The sequence below is a fragment of the Methanocalculus sp. genome (genome assembly GCF_029762515.1).
Classification (GTDB): domain Archaea; phylum Halobacteriota; class Methanomicrobia; order Methanomicrobiales; family Methanocorpusculaceae; genus Methanocalculus.
The window spans coordinates 1-5,997 of the sequence record NZ_JARVGN010000104.1; the positions used below are offsets into that span (position 1 = coordinate 1).

Below are 5,997 nucleotides of genomic sequence, written 5' to 3' on the forward strand. Positions count from 1 at the left end.
CTCTGTTGTTGAGGGACATCTCACCCGCCATGGAAAGGTACAACGCCTCTATCTCTGTATTGATGAGATCCAGAACTATCCCTACTGGGCTCCTGCCATAAAGACATTGTATGACACAAAGAGTACCATCAAGTGTATCCTTACCGGTTCGGTATCAACACTCCTCAGGCAGGAGATGAGTACACGCCTCTCCGGGCGCCACTTCTCAATGACAGTGTATCCCCTCACATTCGCGGAATGCCTCGGTTTTCAAAAAGCTGATCAGCCCACGATTATGCAGAAAAGGAAGGCATTTGGCGAATACCTGAAGTACGGAGGGTTTCCCCGTGTCGTCCTTGAGCCCGATGAGGGCATGAAGATGGAGATCCTCAAGAACTACTATGAGACGATCTATCTCAAAGATATCATCCTTCCAAACAGAATCCGGAAGAACAGCGAGATAGTTGATCTCCTCTACTACCTGATCTCAAATACCGGCACCCTCCTCTCGTACAATAAAATCGCAGAAACCTTACAGATCTCAACAGACACAGTCCGGGAATATATCGAGTATGCGGAGAACGCATTTCTCCTCTCCACGCTGATGAAGTATGACTACTCACTTAAGAAACAGCTTGCAAATCCAAAGAAGATCTATGCGATTGATCCGGGCCTTATCAATGCTGTTTCATTCGCTTTTTCTGAGAACAGAGGACGCCTTATTGAGAATGTCATCTTCATGACCCTCAAGCGAGCGTATGAGTCAATATACTATCATAAAGGCCAGTACGAGTGCGATTTCCTGGTGAGTGTGGACAGGCAGATCACCCATGCCGTTCAGGTGACACAATCCCTGAAAGAGCCAAAAACACGGGAGAGGGAGATCAGGGGTCTCTCAGAAGCAATGGAGACCTATGGCCTGCCGGAAGGAATCATCATTACCGAGTATGAGTCAGAAGAGATCGAAACTGACGGGAGAAGAATTCATGTCATCCCATGTTATGCATGGCTCACCCGGAATGGCCGGATCTTGTGAAACGAGGATGTTTCAGCTACACCCCACTTTTTTTGAGACAGAAGTTTGCCACTTTAGCTTCAGTATTGATGACAACGCCTTGAAAATCCGCTGTAACAAAACGCGATCCCATAGAGCTAACAGAGACAGACATTCCAGAGTGCATCAAGTGGATCGCGAAAGACCTCCATCTTACGTTTGATAATAGTGTTTGAGATATTGAAGACAAGTGCAACCTTTACTTTCAGGAGACCAACAGGAATACCTTCTCCAGAAGAGATTTGAGAAAACGGTAAGCAACACATAGTCCGATCACTCGGTTTATCCAGCCCTTTAGGATTACTGGCTGGCATACCCACACTAGTTCGGATACACAATGATATTTCTATCTGCCATACTAATGAGAAATGATCAGGGAAGAGCTTCATCCCGGTGGATCTCATCAAATGACAAAATCGAATCGAACTCTTCAGCATAGAGACCTGTAGAAAAACCTCACTTAAAGTATTATTTTTCCCGGAATCTAAACTTGAAGATCAATTATTATATCTTCAGTAGAGGATGATGATTTATTATATCTAAAATACAGGTTACGTAAATGAGACAAACCTACAATTATTCATTCCCACCACAAAGACCAAGAAGGATTTCCATTGAAGGAATAATATTCACCGAGGGAGTCATAACGGGTTTATTTTCTGTAATTAAACTCAAAATAGGAGTCTCGATAGATCCAGTTGACATGATGATCCTTATCCTGAAAACGACACAGACGGTAATGAACAAAATCAACCCCACGGTTAACAGTGGAATATCTATTGATGTGATTTGCACAATATTGCCTATCATTGCCTTAATTTGCTCAATAGCAACGATTTTACTGATTAAAGAACGTATTTTTGGAGCAATTATATATTTTTTAGGTTTTCTATTGTCATTCATTGCATTGATGATTTTATTATAATTAACAAAACATAGATGTATTTAATTAATAGTAAAGAATGTATTCATAATAAAGGTCATTTCATGCGACATTATGATGTTTTTATTTGCCATGCATCTGAAGATAAAGATGAAATAGCGACCGCCCTTGCTAATGAGTTAAAACTACATGGATTAGAGGTTTGGTACGATGATTTCATTTTTACATCTGGAGATAAATTAGAGGAAACCATACTTAAGGGGCTTAATAGGTCAAGATATGGGATTGTAATCATTAGCAACCATTTTTTTGTAAAGGACTGGCCTAAAAAAGAGTTAGATTGGCTTAGTAGGAGAGAAGTGGATGGTAAGAAAGTTATCCTGCCAATATGGCATAATGTGACCAAAGAAGAAGTTAATAATTATTCCACAGAACTAGCCAACACACATGCTCTCCAATCATCTGATGGAATTCTTAAGGTTATTGAAAACCTTATTCGAGTTATCGATGATGGTGTTTACCTAACTGAAGAAGATATCAAAGCTATCGATAAATCATTCAAAGAAAGTAACCCGTTAAAGATGATTTATGATAGAGCTGAAGAGAGAGGTAATTACTGGGAATATACTCTAAAATTCAATGCTCCTACAAATCCTTTTTCTATACCAACTCTAAAGGTGGTATTCTATACTTACAAATCCATCTCACCGGCCAAAAGACGATATCCTGACGCAAAAAACGAAGACGCAAAAAAAGTTGAGAGCTGGGGACAACGTTTACTCGTCACAGATGTAAGTGAAGAAAGCTACGGGTATACGAACCGCGGAAGAAACAAAGATGTTGATTGGGAAGTTGGCGTTGTAGTTTTCCGCAGATATAATCTTCTTATAAGAATTGAGCATTTATACCCAATTGAGCCTCAAATAAGGCGATCCATTGATAAAGCAGAAGAATATGCTCGTATTGTGGATTCAAGAATTATCACACTCATGAAGGATAAAAGAATCGAAATTCCGAATTAGAAGAGTTTTATTAAAAAACGAGTGGACTCGTCGTGATTCGAACACGAGATCTTCGCCGTGTGAAGGCGACGTCATAACCAGCTAGACCACGAGTCCCGGTACTCTTATTCTATTCTTCATCCTCGGGGATAAGGCTTTTCAAAAATGATATGGATTTGTTTCAAACCGAAATGGAGAGGATAGCAGACCCCTCAAAGCGGCGTATACTCTCCTGTCACTTCGCTCAGGTACACGCCTGATCCCAGCCACCACTCATCATTCACGGGGAGGACATACCCGATCTTCAGCTCCTCCCGGTTCCCTTCATCGGGGTTTGGCCAGATGAAGACGATAAAGCCGCCACCCTCTTTTGCAGTTGTTGCAAGGGCTTCGATATTCCGCATCCCGTACATATCCACACGATCATACAGGTTTGATCCGATCTTCTCAGGGAGATAGGGATGCCCGATCAGGGTGCCGTCATACGTGTATGCATAGAGATAGTGGCCATTGGCATTCACAAACCGGCCACTGAGATCCGAGATCTCAGCAAGGGCCGCCTCATCCCCTTCCGAGAGGGCATACGCGGCCCCGTCCTCAACAAGTGTAATCATATCGCCGACAACCCCCGGATACCCTTCACCGGGACTGAGATCGGCGAGGGCAACACCGGATCCGATCCACCAGCCCTCGCCTGCCGGGAGGACGTACCCGAGCTTCGGCTCATAGGTTGCATATGCCGCCTCATCAATTCCGCCCCCAGACGGTTTCGGATAGAGATAGGTGATGAATCCCCCACCCGCAAGAGCGACATCCCGACCCATCCGGATCACCGGCAGGCCCCGGCTGTCAGTCCAGTCCGATCGATTTAGCCCGACACTTCCCGGCTCATAGGGGTGGGCGAGCAGGACGCAGTCATTATCATAGGCATAGATGTACCAGCCGTCATGAGTATACTCACCCAAAGGATCGCCAAATGCGGCCAGTGCCTCGTCTTTCCCGGAACCTGCCGCATATGAAACCGCATCCTGCATATATGACTCCAATGTCGCCATCACCATTGCAGCATACCGATCCTCTTCAGTTGGAGGAGTGTGCTCACCACCGGGGGATTCAACCACGGGTTTCGCACTCTCTTCAGCAACACAACCCGCACAGGCAAGCATCACCATCATGCATAAAAACAGACCCATAATCCAGCATTTCATTAAGAGTGGTTCAATGAGAAGAGAGAAAAAGATAACGAATGCGAAAAGAAGTGAAAAATGCATCGACCGGGAATTGAACCCGGGCTATTGGCTTGGAAGGCCAAAGTCATACCACTAGACCATCGATGCGATGCGTCTTTTATGTTCTCGTTGAAGAGATTTAAGGATTACGTAATTGCATCCCAACCGGGATGGGAAAAGAGGGGTTACCAGCCACCCCTGATCTCCTCATTCAGCTTCTCTAATGCCGCAATCCGCTTCTCAAGAGGCGGGTGGGTCGAGAAGAGCTCCATTAAGGACTGTCCCGAGAGGGCAGGGATGATGAAGAAGGCGTTTGCACCCTCCACCTCCTGCTTCTTCTGCCGTGGCACAGCATCCATCCTGTTGCTGATCTTCATAAGGGCACTCTGAAGCGCCTTTGGATTATTGATGATGCACCACGATCTGCGGTGAACTCGCGGTACCGTGAGAGCGTCCGGATCAAAAGCGTTGCCGCCACCCAGACCAGGATCGCAACGATCCATGCGATGATCCATGGGTTGCCGTCACGCCGGTCAAAGAGGGAAGCAAAGAGTGCGTTCTGGACGATCAGTGCCGCAACCATCGCCAGGAAACTGGCGACAGTCATGGTCATTACATCGCGATTCTTGATATGCGAGAGTTCGTGTGCAACGACCGCCTCAAGCTCCTCCTTTGACAGAATCCGCATGATCGAATCAGTCACCGCAACAACCCCGTGCTTCGGGCTCCGGCCGGTTGCAAATGCATTCGGCACCGGAGACTGCATGATCGCAATCCTCGGTTTTGGGAGATCGGCTGTTGCACAAAGCCGTTCAACCATCCGGTGGAGTTCCGGGTACTCGTCTTCGGCAACCACCCTTGCACCGGTACTCATCAGCACCAGCTTGTCTGAGAAGAAGTACTGTGAGAAGGCCATCACAAAGGCAATACCTATCAGAAGCTGAAGGGACAGCCCCAGAACCGCCTGTAGCACGGTGAGGAAGATGAGGTACACGAGGAGCAGGAGTGCCCAGGTGAAGATCATCCTCATGGTGAGGCCATAGTCGCGCTTCCATTTCATACCCTTATCTTTGCCTTTCGCCTTCATAATACCTGCGAACAAGACCATTCACAGTACCATAAATCAAGAGAATATTAGTAAGATCAGCGCACCTAATACGATTGAGGAATCAGATGCAACTCGATGAAGTGACGATCAGCAGGGCAATACTGGAGACACATGCGGAGATCTTTTCGAGATACCTCGATCTCGACATCGCCATAGTCGGCGGGGGCCCCTCAGGTCTCGTCTGTGCCGCCCTTGCTGCAGAAGATGGGAGGAAGGTCGCCATCATCGAGAAGAAACTCTCTGTAGGCGGGGGAATGTGGGGAGGCGGCATGACCTTCCCGCGGATTGTGGTCCAGGAGGAGGGAAAACGGCTCCTTGATCAGTTTGGGATCAGATCAAGGGCATACAAACCCGGCTACCATGTCGCATCATCAGTAGAGTCTGTTGCAAAATTAACCGCAGCAGCCTGTGATGCGGGGGCAGAATTCTTCAACCTTACCTCGGTTGAAGATGTCGTCATCAAGGGGGACGGACGGGTATCGGGCCTCGTCATCACCACATCACCGGTTGAGATGACCGGGCTCCATGTCGATCCGCTCACCCTTGCAGCAAAAGTGACCGTCGATGCAACCGGCCATGATGCCATCGTCGCCAACTGCGTCCTCAGGAAGGGAGGCGACATCACAATCCATGGAGAGAGTTTCATGTGGGCAGAGCGGGCAGAGACTAATATCATCAGCCATACCCGCGAGATCTTTCCGGGCCTTATTGCCTGCGGCATGGCAGCAAATGCAGTCGCAGGC

The 5,997-nt window shown here is 47.1% G+C and carries 5 protein-coding genes, 2 tRNA genes and 1 pseudogene; 4 read left to right on the plus strand and 4 right to left on the minus strand.

What is annotated here, in order from left to right; translation table 11 throughout:
• The 3 genes from QCH34_RS05095 to QCH34_RS05105 all read left to right on the plus strand — a co-directional run.
• Positions 1-1,015, plus strand: a 1,015-nt coding sequence (locus QCH34_RS05095) for an ATP-binding protein (RefSeq protein WP_300331146.1), incomplete at its 5' end; no start/stop codon positions are given.
• Positions 1,016-1,592: 577 nt separating this feature from the next.
• On the plus strand, positions 1,593-1,958 hold the full coding sequence (locus QCH34_RS05100; RefSeq protein ID WP_300331149.1) for a hypothetical protein: 366 nt from the start codon (positions 1,593-1,595) through the stop codon (positions 1,956-1,958).
• Between the two features lie 62 nt (positions 1,959-2,020).
• Positions 2,021-2,938, plus strand: a complete 918-nt coding sequence (locus QCH34_RS05105; RefSeq protein WP_300331152.1) for a toll/interleukin-1 receptor domain-containing protein — start codon at positions 2,021-2,023, stop codon at positions 2,936-2,938.
• Between the two features lie 22 nt (positions 2,939-2,960).
• Here the strand turns inward: QCH34_RS05105 and QCH34_RS05110 are convergent.
• From QCH34_RS05110 to htpX, 4 genes and pseudogenes are all read right to left on the minus strand, one after another.
• A tRNA-Val gene (locus tag QCH34_RS05110) sits at positions 2,961-3,034 on the minus strand.
• A gap of 95 nt (positions 3,035-3,129) precedes the next feature.
• Complete coding sequence (locus QCH34_RS05115) at positions 3,130-4,125, minus strand: cache domain-containing protein (RefSeq protein ID WP_300331156.1); 996 nt, start codon at positions 4,123-4,125, stop codon at positions 3,130-3,132.
• 58 nt (positions 4,126-4,183) lie between these two features.
• A tRNA-Gly gene (locus QCH34_RS05120) sits at positions 4,184-4,254 on the minus strand.
• A gap of 77 nt (positions 4,255-4,331) precedes the next feature.
• Positions 4,332-5,206, minus strand: a pseudogene (gene htpX / locus QCH34_RS05125) (zinc metalloprotease HtpX).
• A 113-nt stretch (positions 5,207-5,319) separates the two neighbouring features.
• Between htpX and QCH34_RS05130 the strand changes: the two are divergent.
• Positions 5,320-5,997 (plus strand): sulfide-dependent adenosine diphosphate thiazole synthase (locus QCH34_RS05130; protein WP_300331161.1); only part of this gene is annotated, 678 nt, incomplete at its 3' end.

Excerpts from the sequence above, each read along its gene's own strand:
- QCH34_RS05100 (WP_300331149.1), top strand. The coding sequence starts at position 1,593 with ATGAGACAAACCTACAATTATTCATTCCCACCACAAAGACCAAGAAGG.
- QCH34_RS05115 (WP_300331156.1), bottom strand. The coding sequence starts at position 4,125 with ATGAAATGCTGGATTATGGGTCTGTTTTTATGCATGATGGTGATGCTT.
- QCH34_RS05105 (WP_300331152.1), top strand. The coding sequence starts at position 2,021 with ATGCGACATTATGATGTTTTTATTTGCCATGCATCTGAAGATAAAGAT.